Source organism: Micromonospora sp. DT46, assembly GCF_049841735.1.
Classification (GTDB): domain Bacteria; phylum Actinomycetota; class Actinomycetes; order Mycobacteriales; family Micromonosporaceae; genus Micromonospora; species Micromonospora reichwaldensis.
In genome coordinates this window covers 61,970-77,009 of the sequence record NZ_JBNCKW010000009.1, presented here as the reverse complement: position 1 = coordinate 77,009, position 15,040 = coordinate 61,970, and the positions used below count along the sequence as shown (strand labels likewise).

Genomic DNA, 15,040 nt, shown 5'->3' with positions numbered 1-15,040 from the left:
GGTTAGATCGCCGCGAGCCGCTGAAGCAGAAGAAGCCCGAGGCGGCCCAGATCCTGGCGTGCCTTCGCGGCGTCTTGCTCCGCCGCAGCAGTCGATCACCGATGCGGGAACGGCGCTCAGCGCCGACTTGCAGGCTCGTCGGCCCCCAGCTACGCGCCGTCTAGATCAGGAAATCCCTACTGCCCCAGTAAGGCTCGGGCATGCGAAGGTGAGCAAGACCCTGCACCTGGTGCGGCCTGGACTGTTCCTCATCCTCGACAGTGCGCTGCTGCGACGGTACCGACGGGCCGCCGGAGTCGCGGCGCGCGAACCGCAGCAGGCAGGCAGCCGGCACGCACCACCGCGGCGGGCCTACTGGGCGGCATACCGCACGGATCTGCTGCGGGCCGCCGAGGGGCTCGCCCGGTTGCGGGCCGCCGCGCGCCACCACGACGAACCACACCGTCTCTGACCTGCAAGATCAGGTTGAAGGGCTCAATAAAACAGAGCGCAGGCGTATGCCTGGCCAGCCAGAAGTCATCACACTCCTGGTCGCCGAGGGGCCGGCCAGGAGGTCTCCGAGTTGCGGAACTGTGCGGGCTTCCGGGCGGTGAGCGGACAGCTGCTCGTTACGTACGACGTCGAGACCGTCCCCTAGAGGGCAGCGCCGACTGCGCAAGGTCGCGAAATCCGTGATGCGTGAGCCTTGACGGCCAGGGCAGGCCAGGCCGTGATGTCGACGACCAGGTGCCCCTGCGGCCGTTGACCAACTTGGTGGCCGGTCGGCCACCGTCTCTGCGGACACGGCGGCCGGGACGAGCCAGACCCCAGCGGCGTTCGGTGTTCACGGCGACGACGCCGGGTTGGCGGGGGTCGTCGTGACTGAACAGGTGGTCGATTTTTCCACCGAACGCCGCTGGTGGCTGGCTGTCCTGAGGCTTAACGTCGGCTAGCAGCTGGTGGTGGTGTCTCCTGTGTCAGCAGTGCAGGTGTCGGTGCCGAGGTTGCCGTTCGCGGTGTCACCGCCGGTGCCGTCCTGGATGTTGATGTTGTCGTTGCCGAGGCCGCCAGACATGCTGTCGGTGCCGTCGGTGTCGACGAGAATGTCGTTGCCGTTCTGGCCGTCGAGGTCGTCGTTGCCGGGTCCGCCGTAGACGTGGTCGGAGCCGTTGTCGAACAGGTGCAGCAGTGACCCGAGGAGGGTCTCGCCGTAGTTGGTGTCGTTGCCGGCCCCGCCGTAGAGATGGTCGGCCCCGTTGCCGCCGCCCATCACGTCATCACCCGTGCCGCCGTGGAGCACGTCGTCGGCGTTGCCGCCGTCCATGGTGTCGATGCCCGTGCCGCCGTAGAGGACGTCGTCGCCGTTGCCGCCGTTGATGGTGTCGTTCCCACCCAGGCCGCAGATCACGTCGGCCCCGTTGGTGCCGGTGAGGGTGTCGTTGCCGGCGGTGCCGGTGATGGTGCAACCGAGGCCATTGGTCACCATGGTGGTTTCGACGTCGGTGTTGTTGGCGCTGACCGGGTCAGACTCGGTGGCCGACACCATGGAGGTGGCGGTGATGGTGCCGGCGGCCTGCGGCTCGACGGTGACGGTGACGGTGGCGGTGGCCGCGGTGGCGAGCCCGCCCAGGGCGCAGGATACGGTCGGGGCGGTGACCGTGCAGGAGCCCTGCGAGGCAGAAGCCGACACGATGCCGGCGGAGGTCCCGGACAGAGTGAGCGCCGTGGTGGCGCCGGTGGCGGGGTCCGCGCCGTTGTTGGTGACCGTGGCGGTGTAGCTGTAGGTGCCGCCGAGCGCTGCCGGGTCGGCGGAGTCGGTGACGGCCACGGCCAGGTCGGCTACGGGTGGCGGGGTCTGGACGGTGTAGGTGCCCTGGGCGTTCTGGACGCCGGCCCAGTCGTAGTTGGTGACCGTCCCGGCGGTCATGACCGTTCCGGTGGGTGCTGCCGGGTCCATCAGCAGCCGCACGCCGATGGTGGCGACGCCGGGCCAGAAGAAGCCGGGCAGGGTCCCGGTCTCCGGACAGGTGAGGGTCTTGGCGTCACCGCTGAGCCCGCAGGACAACGCGCCCGGCCCGCCGTTATAGGTGTAGGACGTGCGGGCGAACGTCGTGTTCGCCGGAGCCGTAAAAGCGATCTTGCCGACCGGGTCGTTGGCGTTGGCGTCGAGGGTGAAGGTGACCTCGCCGGATGCCCCGCGTGCGAGGGTCGGCACGGTCGGCTGGGAGATCGTGATCGTCGCCAGTGCCGGGGTGGCGGTGACGACCAGCGCCGCCACGACGAGCGCGGCCGTGGCTCCCGTCTGCCGGAGTCGACGTGACAACCGTCCCTGTGGTCGTGACAGGGTGAGGGATGAGAGGACAAGTCGCAATGTGGCTCCCTTGTGCTGGCGTTAGCCCGACGAGGCGACGTCGGGACCACACGGTGGGAAGCCGCTGCCTCCACCGCCAGGGCGACCGTGTCCCGACCGGCAATGAACGAGACACAGCGTATATCGATCAACTCCACACAGTAATCAGTGGAAGTGGCGGATCGGCGACAATGAGCGCAACCTCAAGCACGCCGCTCGCAGCGCTCCGGCGTCGAACAACCGTGGCTCGCCCTCATCGATCCCCGGGCTACGCACACCGTCTCTGACCTGCCAGATCAGGTTGAAAAGCGGCCAACCTCGGCACGGCGCCGGATCCATCAGACCCTCGTGCAACAGCCCGGGAGGCACTGGACGGTTCGCACACTGAGCGAAGCACTGGCGATGCACGCCAGCGTCAAAGAGACAGCCGTCCGCGACACGATCAACCTGCTGCTGAGCCTGCGACTGGTTGATCTGATCCCGCATCAGCGAGCGATAACCGTCAGCCTGACCGCCACCGGCGAACGAGCCCTCACCGTCGCGCTGCGCCGCGCCAGGCGCAGAAGGAATCGTGGCCAGCGATGCCTGTCGGCTACAACGTGCGGGGCATTCTCGGCAGCGGTGGGGCCACGGTCTCCGTCGGCTCCCTCGCCGTCACCCGGCGGCGAGTTCGGCGAACCAGCGCCGGCCCGCCGCGAACATGTCCCGAACCATCAGCCCGGACGCTCCGGCGGCGACGTGCACGGCGACGGTGTCCAGTCGCGCCCACCGGAACGTCCCGCTGCGCCGCAGTTCGCCGTCGGGTGAGCGGGACGCCACCCGGGCGTACCCGCACCAGAGGCCGGGGCCGGGAGGTTCGAGTTCGACGACGACGGTCCCTCGGGCATGGACCAACTGCCGGCACCGGGTGAGCAGCGCGACCGGATCGCCGCCGATGCCGATGTTGCCGTCCATCAGCAGGACGTGAGCCCACCGTCCCTCGGCGGGCAGGGGCGTGAAGACGTCCCGGCGGACGGCGACCGCCCCGCGTGCCCGGGTGAGCCGTACCGCGCGCGCGGAGACGTCGACGCCGACCGCGGCGTGCCCGGCCCGGGTAAGCGCGAGGGTGAGCCGGCCGGGTCCGCAGCCGACGTCCAGCGCCGGGCCGGCGCACCGGGCGACGACGTCCGCCAGTGCCGGCTCGGCCGGGCCCTGCCAACGGTGCACGGGCAGCGGATCGCACCGGCCGTCGCTGTGCTCGAGCCAGTGCCCGCCGGGCCGCGCCGCGAGGGCGGTGGAGAAGACGTCGCCGCCGGTTGCGGCGCCCTCGTCCCGGCGGTGCCCCGGCCCGTCGGCCGAACCGGTACCTCCTTCCAGGTCGCACGGCCCAGCCGCCTGCCCGGCAGCGCGCACCGTCACGGGTGGCCACCGGGAACAAGGGTGCGGCGGAGTGCCGCGACCTGTCGGGAGAACCGGCTTCCCGTGGCCTCGGCGGCCACCGCCAGGGCATCCGTCCAGACGTCGACGTCGCGCAGGACGGGCAGGGGCGCGACCCGCAGCCCCCGCCCGACGAGCGCCGCCCAGGTGTGTCGCGCGGTCTCCGGGGTGGACATCGGCACGTCGCGGAGGGCAACGGCGTGCCGGGGGTCGTGAAGCCCGAGCGCCCACCAACCGCCGTCGACGGCGCGGCCGAGAACCGCGTCGGTCGACGCGAGCCGGCGGATCGCGGCGCGCAGCCGCGCCGGGGTCAGCTGCGGGGTGTCCATGCCGACCTGCACCACCTCATGCCCCGGAAAGGACTCCGCGACGTCCGCGTACGCGTTGGCGAGCCGCTCGCCGAGCCCGCCGCCCCGCTGCGGCAGGACGGACCAGCCGACCAGGGCGGCCGAAAGCTCGTCGCCGGCCTCGGCATCCTCGATGCGGCCCGACAACGCCAGCACGGCCGTCACGCCGGGCGTCGCGCGCGCGGCGTCGATGGTGTCCAGCAGGGCAGCGGCGGCGAGCCGCGCCGCCTGCCCCGGGGTGGCCGGTGGACCGAGCCGGGTCTTCACCGCGCCCGGCACCGGCGCCTTGGCCATCACCAGCAGCACAGTCATCGCGACCGTCCCACGCCGCGCAGCACCCCGGCGAAGTCGCGGGTGGCGCGCAGGGTCCCGCGGACCGAGCCGGACACCTTGGAGCGGGTGCCGACGGCCCGCGGGGCGTAGCTGACGTCCAGCTCGTGGATCCGCCAGCCGGCGGCGGCGGCCCGGATCAACAGTTCGAGCGGGTAGCCGAAGGCCCGGTCGGTGACGCCGAGCGCGAGCAGCGCGTCGCGGCGGGCCACCCGGATCGGGCTGAGGTCGCGCAGCGGCACGCCCCGCTGCCGCAGCAACGCCGCGATCAGGGCGGTACCGGCGCGGGCGTGCCACGGCCACACCCCGGCGGCGACCGGCCGCCGCCGCCCCACGGTCAGGTCGGCGGCGCCGTCGGCCACCAGGGCGACCAGGGCGGGCAGTTCGGCGGGGTCGAAGGAGCCGTCGGCATCCAGCACGCACACCAGGTCCGCCTCGGCCGCCTCCAGCCCGGTGTGCACGGCGGCACCGTAGCCGCGGCGCGGCTCGTGCACCACCCGGGCTCCGTACCGGGCGGCCACCTCGGGCGAGCCGTCCCGGGAGCCGTTGTCCACCACGATCGCCCGGTATCCGGGCGGCAGCGCGGTGAGCACACCCGGCAGGGCCGCGGCCTCGTCCAGGCACGGCAGCACCACGTCGATCAGCGTCGGCATACCGTCGACGCTAGGACGCCGCCCGGGTCCAGGTAGGCGGATCGGGCCATACTCGTTTTTTGGCACCCAGTCGGTCGTTAACGGACAGTTACCTTCGGCTGTTCGGCTGACATCTGGCGGCCTCAGGCCGTACCGTCCGGTCGACATGGGAACGACCACCGCGCCGCCGGACACCCCCGGTCGGACGTCAACCCGCCGGCGGCACCTCGACCTGGCCGTGCTGGGCGTCGAGGTGGCCCTGGTCGCCGTCGCCACGACGGTCGGCGCGGTCCTCAATGCCCGCGGTGTGGGTCTGCACGCGGACGCCGCCCCGCTGTACGCCACCTGGCAACCGCACGCCGGCTGGGGCACGCCCGCGGCCGTGCTGGTGGCGGCCGGCGTGATCGGTCTCGGCGTGCGCTGGGCCCGGACCGCCCGCTGGGTCCCGCTGCTCGGCGCGGCCTGGCTGGCGTCGACGGCGTGGACGCTGGCGCTGGCGCTGGTGGACGGCTGGTCGGCCGGGCTCACCGAACGGCTCACTCCGCAGGCGGAGTACCTGCACGAGGTGCCCGGGACCACCGACATCCCGGCGATGCTGGCCGGCTTCACCGGCCGGATCCTCGACTTCCAGCCCGACTCGTGGTCCACCCACACCGCAGGTCACCCGCCCGGGGCGCTGCTGGTCTTCGTCGGACTGGACCGGATCGGGCTGGGCGGCGGCACCGCCGCCGCGCTGGCGTGCGTACTGGTCGGCGCGACCGTCACCGTCTCGGTGCCGGTGGCGCTGCGGGCGCTCGGCGCCAGCGGGGCCGCCCACGCCGTCCTGCCGTTCCTGGTGCTGCTGCCGGGCGCGGTCTGGGTGGGCGCCTCCGCAGACGGCATCTTCGCCGGCGTGGTCGCCGCCGGTCTGGCCCTGCTGGCGGTACGCGGTCGGGTGGCGCCCGCCGTCGGCGGGCTGCTGCTGGGCTTCGCGCTGCACCTGTCGTACGGCTTCGTCCTGGTCGGCCTGCTGGCGTTGGCCGTGCTGGTCCTGCGGCCGGCGGACCGGATCGCCGCGCTGTGCGCCGGCCTCGCGGGCGTCGCGGCGGTGGTGGCCGCGTTCGGGCTCGCCGGCTTCTGGTGGTGGGACGGCTATCAGCGGGTGGTGGAACGTTACTACCAGGGCTGGGCGGCCGACCGCCCGTACGGCTACTGGGTGTGGGCGAACCTGGCGGCGCTGGTGCTCTCCGCCGGCCCGGTGCTCGGGCCGGCGCTGTGCCGCGCGGTGGCGGCCGCGGGGGCGGCGGCACGGTCCGTGCCGACCGTCCCGCGCGGGCCGGCCCGCCGCCGGTTCGCCGTGCCGGCCGTGGCCGGGCGGGTCGGCGGGCCCACGGTGCTGCTGCCGGTGGCCGCGGCAGTGGTGGTGCTCGCGGCAGACCTGTCCGGGCTGAGCAAGGCGGAAGTGGAACGGATCTGGCTGCCGTTCGTCGGCTGGCTGCTGATCGCCGCCGCCCACCTGCCCCCGGCCACGCGCCGTTGGTGGCTGGCCGGGCAGGCCGCGACCGCGCTCGCGGTCAGCCACCTCGTCTGGACGGTCTCCTGAAGCGCACTGGCGATCGCTCAGGCCGGCAGCGCCGCCGGCTCACGCAGCGGATCGGTCGCGAAGGCCGCGACCCCCTGGGCGAACGTGACCCGCGCGGTGTAGCCGAGCAACTCGGCCGCCCGGGCGGGGTCGGCGACCACGTGCCGCACGTCGGCCGACCGGGCGCCACCGACGACCAGCGGCGCCGGCCCGCCCATCGCCATGGCGAGGGTGGCAGCAAGCTCGCCGACGGTACGCGGCTCACCGGAACAGATGTTGACCGGCACCAAATCCCCCGGCGGGGACGTGCCCAGCGCGAGCAGATTGGCCCGCGCCACGTCGGTGACGTGCACGAAGTCCCGGCGCTGCCGGCCGTCCTCCAGCAACCTGGGCGGCCGGCCGTCGGCCAACGCGGACCGGAAGATCGAGGCCACCCCGGCGTACGGGGTGTCGCGGGGCATCCGGGGACCGTAGACGTTGTGGTAGCGCAACGCCCACACACCACCACCGGTCTGCCGCGCCCAGGCACCGGCCAGGTGCTCCTGGGCCAGTTTGCTGGCGGCGTACGTGCTGCGTGGTTCCAGCGGGGCGTCCTCCGGGACCAGCATCGGGGTGAGGACGGCGGCGCAGCGCGGGCACGTCGGGTCGTACCGGCCGGCTGCCAGGTCGGCGGGGCGGCGGGCGGCGGGACGGACGCCCCCGTGCCGGGCGCACTCGTAGCGCCCCTCTCCGTAGACGACCATCGAGCTGGCCAGCACCAGGTGGGTCACGCCGGCCCGGTGCATGGCGGCGAGCAGCACCGCCGTGCCGTAGTCGTTGTGACTGGCGTACGCCGGAGCGTCCGACGGGTCCAGCCCGTGGCCGACCATCGCCGCCTGGTGGCAGACCGCGTCGACCCCGCGAAGGAGCCGGTCGAGCAGCTCGGGGTCGCGGACGTCACCGACAACGGGATGGTGCCGCCGGGACCATTCGGGCAGTTCTCCCCCGTGTGCCTGGGGCAACAGCGCGTCCAGCGCCACCACCTCGTGCCCCTCGGCGGCGAGCAGGTCGACGACCTGCGACCCGATGAAGCCGGCGGCGCCGGTGACCAGTACCCGCATGCCGGTCAGCGTAGGTCGGCGGACGGCGGTGGCGGGTCAGGTCACGGCGGACGTAAGAAGCTTGAAACATCACCCCACCCGGAGTAACCCCGGGGTTCATGAACTGCCGGAATCCCGCAACCGCACCCCTGCGCCCCGCACCGCCTCTACCCTGCGGTCAGTGGGCCCGCGCGGGTGTCACCGGCGCCGCGGCCCGCCATGCCTGGCGCGGGCGGCTCCGCCGACCTGACGTCTTCCCGCGGCTTCCAGAGGGACCGCGGCCGGGAGGAGATCCCGTCGACAGCCGTTGAGGAGGATCGGTGGGCACCGACAGCACCGCCCCCGACAGGAACCCTTCCGGCCGGCCGACGCGGGCCGGGACCGCACCGCGTCCGGCGCCCGGCTTCCCCCGGCGGTGGTGGCGCTTCCTGGCAGCGCATCCCCCGCCCGGCGTCGCAAGGATCGCCGGCCGGTGGCGCAGTCCGCTGCGCGGCCCCTGGCTCACCGCCGTCTTCGGGATGGTCCTGCTCGCCACGCTGCCGCTGGTGATCATCACCGGGTTGCTCGACTACCTCGCCTACGGCCCGCAGTTCGGCCAGGCGTTGCCTCGCGACGTCGGGTGGCTGCGGCTGCCGCAGTTCGACTGGCCGACCCGCCCGCCCTGGCTGTTCCGCCTCACCCAGGGGCTGCACGTGACGCTCGGGATCGTGCTGATCCCGGTGGTGCTGGCGAAACTCTGGTCGGTGATCCCGAAGCTGTTCGACTGGCCGCCGGCCCGCTCGGTGGCGCAGGTGTTGGAGCGGCTGTCCCTGCTCCTGCTGGTCGGCGGCATCCTGTTCCAGATCGCCACGGGGCTGCTGGACATCCAGTACGCCTACCTGTTCGGGTTCGACTTCTACACCGCCCACTACTTCGGCGCCTGGGTGTTCACCGCCGCCCTGGTCGCGCACGTGGCGCTCAAGCTGCCCCGGATGCTCTCCGCGCTGCGGTCGGGCCCCCCGCGCGCCGTGCTGACCGCCCCGCGCGCCGCCACCCGACCCGAGCCGCCGGACCCGGACGGCCTGGTGGCCAGCCACCCCGGGCCGGCTACCGTCAGCCGACGCGGGGCCCTCGCCCTGGTCGGCGGCCTGTCCCTGCTGCTGGGGGCGCTCACCGTCGGGCAGAGCCTCGACGGGGTGTGGCGGCGTACCGCTCTGCTGCTGCCCCGGGGCCGGCAGCCGGGCGAGGGACCGAACGGTTTCCCGGTCAACCGCACCGCCGCCGCGGCCGGCGTCGAGGCCGCCGACACCGGGCCGGGCTGGCGGGTGACGCTACGCGCCGGCGAGCGGGTGGTCGCCCTCGACCGCGCCGCGTTGCTCGCCATGGCCCAGCACACCGCCCGGCTGCCGATCGCCTGCGTCGAGGGGTGGTCGACGTTGCAGACCTGGACCGGCGTACGGCTGAGCGACCTCGCCGCCCTCGTCGGGGCGGGCACACCCGACTCCGCCCACGTCCGCTCCCTGGAGAAGGCGGGACTCTTCAACCAGGCGACCCTGCAGGCCAACCAGGTGCTCGACCCCGACTCCCTGCTCGCCCTGGGCGTCAACGGCGCCGACCTCTCCCTCGACCACGGCTACCCGGCCCGGATCATCGTGCCTGCCCTGCCCGGTGTGCACTGCACGAAGTGGGTCGGCGAGATCGAGTTCCGGACGCGTACCGATGGCTGAGGTGCGGGCCCGGTTCCGGGCCGCGTACGGCGCCGGTGCGCGGCACCTGCTCCTGCTCGCCGGTTGCTTCGCCGTCACCGGATGGGTGGTCCTCCGGGTCGCCGGCGAGCCGGGGTCCGGTCCTCTGCTCCTCTGGTTCGTAAGCGCGGTGATCGCCCACGACCTGGTCCTGTTCCCGGTCTACGCGCTGGCCGACCGAGGCCTGCGGAGCCGGTCGGCGATGCCAGCGTCCGGGCCGTCGCTGCTGAACCACCTCCGTGTGCCGGCCCTGGCCGCCGGGCTGTTGTTCCTCGTCTACCTCCCCGGCATCCTCAGGCAGGGCCGGGAGACCTATGCCGCCGCGACCGGTCAGGACCAGCAGCCCTTCCTGGCCCGCTGGCTGCTGCTCAGCGCCACCCTGTTCCTGGCCAGCGGCATCCTCTACGCGCTCCGGCGGGCGGCGCGGTCGCGTGCCGCGCCGGGAAGCGGGGAGCGGCCACTGCCCGTCGCCGATTGATCGGCGTGGCCTGTGGCTCGACGGAATCACGCTGCCCTGAGCAGAATCGCTCGCCTTCCGCGTCGTGCCGCCGGAAGCTGGCGGCATGGCAACGGGTTTCGGCGGCGAGGTGGCCACCTACTACGCGAGACAGCGGCGTGGATACCCGCCGGAGGTGCTCGACGCCGTCGTCGGTGTCCTCGGTCTCGACGACGGCGACACCGTGATCGACCTCGGCTGCGGAACCGGCGGCGTCACGGGGCCTCCGTCGCGGCGTTCGTCTGGTCGGCCTTGCGGACGCAGTGCGGGCATCGCCGGGGCAGGGCGTCTGCGGTGCGACCGTGGTGAGGCCGCTGACGTGCAGGATCGTGGTAACCGTCTGCTCGAAGGTGCTGGTCTCGCCGATCACGACGACGAAAGCGCTGGTCACGGTGCCCGACTGGAGCGTGCTGACGGACGACGCTCGGGCGATGACGACGGCGACCGACCGCTCCGCCGCCACTCACGCAAGGCCCGGGGAACTGGCCGGGAACCGCATCGCGGATGACATCGTCTCAGAGGTGCACGGATTGCGTGTATTTAGACGTCAAGGAGCGATATGCGAGTAGTTGTCAGAGGGCTCGTCGTGGTGATGACCTTGGCCGGACTGGCCGCATGCACGGGTGCGCCCACGGCGACCGAGGCACCCGCCGATGGGCGGGTGGCGCCGAGGTCCGCTGTGGTAACCGGCAAGGCGACGATCCGATCCGCGTGGACCTCCTGCGCGGTCGACGCCCCGGTAGCAGACGACGGACGCCCGCCCGACGCCCTCGCCCTGCCCCGCCTGGGCACCGACTTCACGGTGGCGGCCGCGATTCACTGCCAGCTCGAGCCGAAACGACGCGCCGACCGCGGTGAGGATCTGGTCCTCACCCAGGGCCGGGCTACCGACGTGACGGCGCTACTTGCCGCACTGCGCCTACCCGATGACACGACCACCGTCGAAGCCTGCAGCCTGGAGATGCCCTGGGTGCCGAACCTGCTGTTACTCGACGCGCAAGGCCGATGGATCCGCCCGGGACTACCGACGGACAACTGCCGCAAGCCGCGCCCCGAGGTACCAGAGGCGGTGCGCGCCCTGCGCCTGACCTCCGTCTCGGAAAAGGTCGTACGGGAGATCGTGTCAGCCGGAGTGGCCGCCTCCGGATGCAACCAGGATCGGTCAGACGTGATGGCCACCGAGACCAGGGACCCGAGGCTCCTCCCACGGCCGGGCCGGGTGTCGCTCCCGTCCCGAGTGCGTCTGTGCGTGTACCGGGTGCCGGCGCAGCAGCAGGGAACGCCCCAGCCGGCCGGGACCTTCGAGTACGGACTGCTCCTGCCACAGAAGCGGCGGGCGGCCATCGAGCGGATGCTGGCAGCGCTACGCCCCGCTGAGCAGTGCTCAGTCGCCGCAGGCCGCTTCGCTGCCCTACAGGACGCCACGATCATCGGCGACGTGGTCTACATCGAACTCGACCATTGCCGACGGGTCCTGGCCACACCGCTGCATGGACCGCCGATCCTGGCCCAAGGCGACACCGCGCTCATCGAACTGCTCAGGAGGTAGTCGCCCGAGCCAGGCCGATGTCGACCTCTCCGCCGACGCAATGACAGGTTGCTCCACTGTCCACCGGTCGAACTCGTGAAGACCAGGACCGGGGAGCGCCGGCGATCCTGCCTCGCATTCAGGACCGCCGAAACACCCGACGTAGTAACATCTGGCAGATCTGGAGCGCTTGACGCGGAATCAAGAGACCACAATGCCGCTTCATCCGGGATGCAGATGAAGCGGCAGGTCAGAGCGTTCCACAGCCAACAGCACGGCGGCCGACGGTCTGTGCCGTTACCGCCAACAAAGATCATCCGCTACCGGATGTTACCGCCGTTACCGGAGAAGATCTTCATCTCCCCAGGTCAACCGGTCGGGACGGCCGGATTCGAACCGACGACCCCTTGACCCCCAGTGAACTAGCAGGTCTACCGGCGGCTGCCGGACGATACCGCCTCCTGCCGAAATTGCAGGTCATCGGCCAGCCGGCAGTCCGAGGCAGGTCGGGCTCTACCGGGCCTTCCCGGGCCGTCCGTGAGACGGTTGTGAGATCTCACGGGCGGCCCGGCTGCGGAGAAGCGCTAGAGAACGGCACCAGCGCCTCTCCGCCACCGAACACTCGAGGCACAGACCTCTCAACAGCTTGTACGACTTCCTCCCGCGCCCCCTGCTCCGACGCACGTGACTGGCGTTGGCGTTAGCGACCAAGCTGTCGATTCAGCTCCTCGAGCAGGTCGGTTATCTCGAGCCGGCTGGCGGCGGCTGGCATGATCTGCGTGGTGCCGTAGGCGAGTTCCACCAACGCCGAGCGCGCGGCGGCAAGCTCGGCCGCAGTTGCGTCGAGCTGATGCCAGGATGCGTGGACTGCTGGGACGAGGTCGTCGCGCAGGCGGACGGCAAAGGCCCGGGCCACCTCGGCGTCGGTGCCCGTGCGAGTGTTCCACTCGTCGTCTCCGAGATCTCCTAGGGCGATGTCGATGACGTCCGCCAGCAGATGGAGCATCTGCGGGTCTCCGGCGAGCCGGACGTCGGACGCGGCAACCCGGAGAGCGGTACGAACAATTGGCACGTCGTCCAGGCCGGCGTGGCACTCGCCCAGCATGAACTGGATGTTCTGGCGTTGCCAGCCACGCGCAAGTTGCAGGGCCGTCATGTCGTCGGCGCTGACGGTGTCGATGGCGGCGCCGGCCAGCAGGAGGGTAGCGATGACCCGTCGTTCGTTGCGTTCGACTGCGTGCATCAACGCGGTTCGCCCTTGCCCGTCGCGGGCGTTCACGTCGGCGCCGGCCTCAAGGAGCACGTCGGCCGCGGCGTGATCGCCTCGACGCGCCGCCACCACGATCGCTGGTGTGGCATCGGAACGCTTTTGGTTGGCGTCCGCTCCGTAGGCCAGGAGAAGTCGTAGCACCGCCGGTGCGACGGGTCGCGTCACTGCGGTGATGAGTGGTGCTTCCTCGTTCGGGACGGGGGTCGCTCCCGCTTCCAGCAGCACCCGTAGCGTCGCAAGAGCTGTTGGTGTCGGGCGGAATGCGGTGTGGGACAGGGCCTGGGTCAGCACGCTCGGCCCGGTGGCGGGTTCCGTCGTGAGCGCCCCATGGGCGATAAGAAGCAGCACCACCTCCGTGTGCGCTTCGAGTACGGCGGCGCGCAACGGCGAGGCGGTGTAGGGATCGGCGGGGCCGATGCGCGCGCCGGCGTTCACCAGCATGCCCACGATCCCCCGCCGGCCGCTGCGCGATGCCTCGGCCAGCAACGATCCTCGGAAGCGGCCAACCGGGACGTTCGGGTCCGCGCCGGTGGCCAGCGCTTGCCCGACGGCCACCTCGTCCCCAGCCTGCACGGCGTCGATCAGGCGCTGATCGGCAGCCTCGTTCATCGATCATCACCCGTCATCTCCGTGAACGCTCGCAGATGCAGCCGTGCCGCAGGGTTGCTGGCGAACCAGGCGAAGAAGTCGTTGTCCGCATCAAGGCCGGCGCGAACGGCATCACACCAGTCTTGTCGATCAAGCACGGCCAGGTACTGCTGGACGAGGTGGTCTCGCTGTTCATTCGTGCATCCGGATTGCTGCGGAGTCTTGTCCGCGAGATGGTCGGCGATGATCGCGGCGTCGACGTACCTGCTCAGGGTCGGCGTCTGCCGGTCGAGGCGAGCCACGTGCGCGGCGAGGACATGAGGCGCCGGCGGATAGTGATCGAGGGGCATGCCCATGCCACCGCAGCCCGCCATTATCTTCAACAGTCGACCGGTGTGATCGACCAGGTCATCGTCGGTCTCAGTCCCGGTGATCGCTTCGTGCAGGTGAGCTGCAGTGGCGACGCGGCCGGCGAAGTAGCCGTTGAGGTAGTCGCCGTCGCAGGCGTGGCGCAGCAGCCATCGACGCGAGGCGTATGCCCCCTGCTGGCAGAGCGCCTCGATGACGTAGACCCGTCCCCAACCGGCAACACGCTGGGCCAGCCACAACAACGCTTGTTCGCCTCCTCGGCGACGTCGCAGCCCCTCGGCGGCCAACGGCCCGAACCAATGCGACAGCAGGCCGATAGTCTGGATCAGCGGGATGTCTTCCTCCGCCCAGTCCGTGGCGAGCAGTGCCAGCCCAACAGCGGCTGAGCATCGATCGGGGCTGTGCCGCACCAGCCACCGGCCAGTCTGCCGCACCCGCTGCCGGTCCGCGCGCAGCGCCGCTGCAGCGATGTGCTCGTTGTGATGGATCGGGACGTCAGCCAGGCAGAACGCGTCGGCGAGTTCGCTCGGTGGCGCATCGGCCTTGCCGAAGTGCATGTCGAGGATGGCGGCAACGTCGACGCCGCGGAGGCGCTGATCTTTCCGGGTCTGCGGGCGCTGCCGCTGATAGCGGTGGAGCTCGTCGTCCGGATACGGCTCGCCATCACGTGGCAGGGGCGAATCCGGATCTTGCTGATGCAGGCGCAGGGCGTGTTCGAACAGGGCGGTCTGGGGTCCGAGCGATCCTGGCTCGGTCGTCACGCTCACCGGCGGACGGAGGACTCGATTCTCTCGATCATGGCCGGGATGATGCCAGCCCGGGCCGACCACGGCAAGTGATTAGGCGCTACGCCGAAACCGTGAAGTGACTACCGAGCCATGCGCAGCAATCAGCCGGCTTTGTCTAGACCTGCACCCTGGGTGCTTGAGGCCCTGGACCCGCTCACGGATGGGGAGCACCTCGGCGAGCAGGTCGCGGGCGCCGGCCCGGGTCACCCGCCTTCCCGGTCCAGTACGCATGGTCGTTGCGGGTGTCCAGGGTGTCGGGGTGCTTGACACCCTGGACCCGCTCGCGGATGGGGAGCAGCTCGGCGAGCAGGTCGCGGGCGCTGGCCGGATCACCCGCCGCCCCGATCCAGCGCGCGAGGTTGTGGCGGGTGTTCAGGGTTTCGGGGTGCTCGGCGCCCAGGACCCGCTCACGGATGGGGAGCACCTCGGCGAACAGGTCTCGGGCGCCGGCCGGATCACCCGCCGCCCCGATCCAGTACGCGAGGTCGTAGCGAGTAGTCACGGTGTCGGGGTGCTCGGCGCCCAGGACCCGCTCACGGATGGGGAGCACCTCGGCGAACAGGTCTCGGGCGCCGGCCGGATC

General features: G+C 71.6%; 14 protein-coding genes. 6 read left to right on the top strand and 8 right to left on the bottom strand.

The window, feature by feature from the left end; all coding sequences use genetic code 11:
* Positions 1-208 precede the first annotated feature (208 nt).
* Complete coding sequence (locus ACLQ20_RS24820) at positions 209-451, top strand: hypothetical protein (protein WP_425857813.1); 243 nt, start codon at positions 209-211, stop codon at positions 449-451.
* Between the two features lie 477 nt (positions 452-928).
* Here the strand turns inward: ACLQ20_RS24820 and ACLQ20_RS24815 are convergent, their stop codons facing one another.
* The 4 genes from ACLQ20_RS24815 to ACLQ20_RS24800 form a co-directional block, all read right to left on the bottom strand.
* A complete protein-coding gene (locus ACLQ20_RS24815) occupies positions 929-2,302 on the bottom strand; it encodes a calcium-binding protein (RefSeq protein WP_425857812.1) in 1,374 nt (457 codons plus the stop codon).
* Positions 2,303-2,983: 681 nt separating this feature from the next.
* A complete protein-coding gene (locus tag ACLQ20_RS24810) occupies positions 2,984-3,727 on the bottom strand; it encodes a class I SAM-dependent methyltransferase (protein WP_425857811.1) in 744 nt (247 codons plus the stop codon).
* Entirely contained in the window at positions 3,724-4,404 is a 681-nt protein-coding gene (locus ACLQ20_RS24805; RefSeq protein ID WP_358121030.1) for a TIGR04282 family arsenosugar biosynthesis glycosyltransferase, read from the bottom strand. The genes ACLQ20_RS24810 and ACLQ20_RS24805 overlap by 4 nt, the downstream gene beginning before the upstream one ends.
* Positions 4,401-5,075: a glycosyltransferase family 2 protein gene (locus ACLQ20_RS24800; RefSeq protein WP_425857810.1), complete on the bottom strand. Its 675-nt coding sequence runs from the start codon at positions 5,073-5,075 to the stop codon at positions 4,401-4,403. Before ACLQ20_RS24800 ends, ACLQ20_RS24805 begins: the two co-directional genes overlap by 4 nt.
* Positions 5,076-5,220: 145 nt before the next feature.
* Here ACLQ20_RS24800 and ACLQ20_RS24795 point away from each other — a divergent pair, with 145 nt between their 5' ends.
* The gene (locus ACLQ20_RS24795; protein ID WP_425857809.1) at positions 5,221-6,636 is read left to right on the top strand and encodes a hypothetical protein; all 1,416 of its coding nucleotides are present in this window, start codon (positions 5,221-5,223) and stop codon (positions 6,634-6,636) included.
* A 17-nt stretch (positions 6,637-6,653) separates the two neighbouring features.
* Here the strand turns inward: ACLQ20_RS24795 and ACLQ20_RS24790 are convergent, their stop codons facing one another.
* Positions 6,654-7,715: an NAD-dependent epimerase/dehydratase family protein gene (locus ACLQ20_RS24790; protein ID WP_425857808.1), complete on the bottom strand. Its 1,062-nt coding sequence runs from the start codon at positions 7,713-7,715 to the stop codon at positions 6,654-6,656.
* A 299-nt stretch (positions 7,716-8,014) separates the two neighbouring features.
* Between ACLQ20_RS24790 and ACLQ20_RS24785 the strand changes: the two genes are divergently transcribed.
* The 4 genes from ACLQ20_RS24785 to ACLQ20_RS24770 all read left to right on the top strand — a co-directional run bounded on the left by ACLQ20_RS24785 (position 8,015) and on the right by ACLQ20_RS24770 (position 11,463).
* The gene (locus tag ACLQ20_RS24785; RefSeq protein WP_425857807.1) at positions 8,015-9,400 is read left to right on the top strand and encodes a molybdopterin-dependent oxidoreductase; all 1,386 of its coding nucleotides are present in this window, start codon (positions 8,015-8,017) and stop codon (positions 9,398-9,400) included.
* A complete protein-coding gene (locus ACLQ20_RS24780) occupies positions 9,393-9,896 on the top strand; it encodes a hypothetical protein (RefSeq protein WP_327027863.1) in 504 nt (167 codons plus the stop codon). Before ACLQ20_RS24785 ends, ACLQ20_RS24780 begins: the two co-directional genes overlap by 8 nt.
* Before the next feature lie 85 nt (positions 9,897-9,981).
* Positions 9,982-10,422, top strand: coding sequence for a hypothetical protein (locus ACLQ20_RS24775; RefSeq protein ID WP_425857806.1), 441 nt, complete (start codon positions 9,982-9,984; stop codon positions 10,420-10,422).
* Positions 10,423-10,500: 78 nt separating this feature from the next.
* Entirely contained in the window at positions 10,501-11,463 is a 963-nt protein-coding gene (locus tag ACLQ20_RS24770; RefSeq protein ID WP_425857805.1) for a hypothetical protein, read from the top strand.
* A gap of 679 nt (positions 11,464-12,142) precedes the next feature.
* Here ACLQ20_RS24770 and ACLQ20_RS24765 read toward each other — a convergent pair.
* From ACLQ20_RS24765 to ACLQ20_RS24755, 3 genes are all read right to left on the bottom strand, one after another.
* Positions 12,143-13,321, bottom strand: a complete 1,179-nt coding sequence (locus tag ACLQ20_RS24765) for an ankyrin repeat domain-containing protein (RefSeq protein ID WP_151452518.1) — start codon at positions 13,319-13,321, stop codon at positions 12,143-12,145.
* Positions 13,318-14,436, bottom strand: coding sequence for a hypothetical protein (locus tag ACLQ20_RS24760; RefSeq protein ID WP_225851897.1), 1,119 nt, complete (start codon positions 14,434-14,436; stop codon positions 13,318-13,320). Before ACLQ20_RS24760 ends, ACLQ20_RS24765 begins: the two co-directional genes overlap by 4 nt.
* A gap of 175 nt (positions 14,437-14,611) precedes the next feature.
* The coding region (locus ACLQ20_RS24755) for a tetratricopeptide repeat protein (protein ID WP_425857804.1) at positions 14,612-15,040 on the bottom strand (429 nt) is incomplete at its 5' end.

Bases quoted from the DNA above. Each gene is read 5' to 3' on its own strand.
- ACLQ20_RS24790 (WP_425857808.1), bottom strand. From the start codon at position 7,715: ATGCGGGTACTGGTCACCGGCGCCGCCGGCTTCATCGGGTCGCAGGTC.
- ACLQ20_RS24775 (WP_425857806.1), top strand. From the start codon at position 9,982: ATGGCAACGGGTTTCGGCGGCGAGGTGGCCACCTACTACGCGAGACAG.
- ACLQ20_RS24800 (WP_425857810.1), bottom strand. From the start codon at position 5,075: ATGCCGACGCTGATCGACGTGGTGCTGCCGTGCCTGGACGAGGCCGCG.
- ACLQ20_RS24805 (WP_358121030.1), bottom strand. From the start codon at position 4,404: ATGACTGTGCTGCTGGTGATGGCCAAGGCGCCGGTGCCGGGCGCGGTG.
- ACLQ20_RS24795 (WP_425857809.1), top strand. From the start codon at position 5,221: ATGGGAACGACCACCGCGCCGCCGGACACCCCCGGTCGGACGTCAACC.
- ACLQ20_RS24765 (WP_151452518.1), bottom strand. From the start codon at position 13,321: ATGAACGAGGCTGCCGATCAGCGCCTGATCGACGCCGTGCAGGCTGGG.
- ACLQ20_RS24780 (WP_327027863.1), top strand. From the start codon at position 9,393: ATGGCTGAGGTGCGGGCCCGGTTCCGGGCCGCGTACGGCGCCGGTGCG.